Source organism: Acinetobacter sp. R933-2 (genome assembly GCF_030325485.1).
GTDB lineage: Bacteria > Pseudomonadota > Gammaproteobacteria > Pseudomonadales > Moraxellaceae > Acinetobacter > Acinetobacter sichuanensis.
Map to the genome: position 1 here is coordinate 1 of NZ_JACAIJ010000056.1, position 1,067 is coordinate 1,067.

1 pseudogene is annotated in these 1,067 nt (G+C 60.4%); it reads left to right on the forward strand.

Going from position 1 to position 1,067, the window contains the following annotated elements:
• Positions 1-832: pseudogene (locus HX005_RS19540) on the forward strand (IS91-like element ISCR2 family transposase); the annotation flags it as partial.
• Between the last annotated feature and the right edge of the window lie 235 nt (positions 833-1,067).

Consider the following 1,067-nt stretch of genomic DNA (forward strand, 5'->3'; position numbering starts at 1 on the left):
GCTGACGCACACCATCGCCCACCGGGTGGGTCGCTATCTGGAACGGCAAGGCCTGCTGGAACGGGATGTCGAAAACAGCTATCTGGCCTCGGATGCGGTGGATGACGACCCGATGACACCCCTGCTGGGGCACTCGATCACTTACCGTATCGCTGTCGGTTCACAGGCGGGGCGAAAGGTGTTCACTTTGCAAACTCTGCCGACCAGTGGTGATCCGTTCGGTGACGGGATTGGCAAGGTAGCCGGGTCCAGCCTGCACGCCGGCGTGGCGGCCAGGGCCGATGAACGCAAGAAGCTCGAACGGCTGTGCCGGTACATCAGCCGCCCGGCGGTATCCGAGAAGCGGCTGTCGTTAACACGAGGCGGCAACGTGCGCTACCAGCTCAAGACGCCGTACCGGGACGGCACCACGCACGTCATTTTCGAACCATTGGATTTCATTGCAAGGCTGGCCGCCCTGGTACCGAAGCCCAGAGTCAACCTAACCCGCTTCCACGGGGTGTTCGCACCCAACAGTCGGCACCGGGCGTTGGTCACGCCGGCAAAACGGGGCAGGGGCAACAAGGTCAGGGTGGCTGATGAACCGGCAACACCAGCACAACGGCGAGCGTCGATGACATGGGCGCAACGGCTCAAGCGTGTTTTCAATATCGACATCGAGACCTGCAGCGGCTGCGGCGGCGCCATGAAAGTCATCGCCTGCATTGAAGACCCTATAGTGATCAAGCAGATCCTTGATCACCTGAAGCACAAAGCCGAAACCAGCGGGACCAGGGCGTTACCCGAAAGCCGGGCGCCACCGGCTGAGCTGCTCCTGGGTCTGTTTGACTGACGAGCCTGAAGGCCAACGATACCAATCAAAATGCTGCGTTCACAGCGCCGCGGCAGGGATCCGCCGTGCTGGTTGTCGGAAAAGGAGCCGCTAGTGGGAAAGAGGAGGGTAAATTTTCAGCGTTGCTGGCTCCCCGTCAGCCGGATTGGGTTGCATCGCAGGGGTGTCGAAAGAGTCAACTGCGGTCCAAAGCTGTTGGACTTGGGTGAAAAGGGCGTTTATTCTTCCTATACGT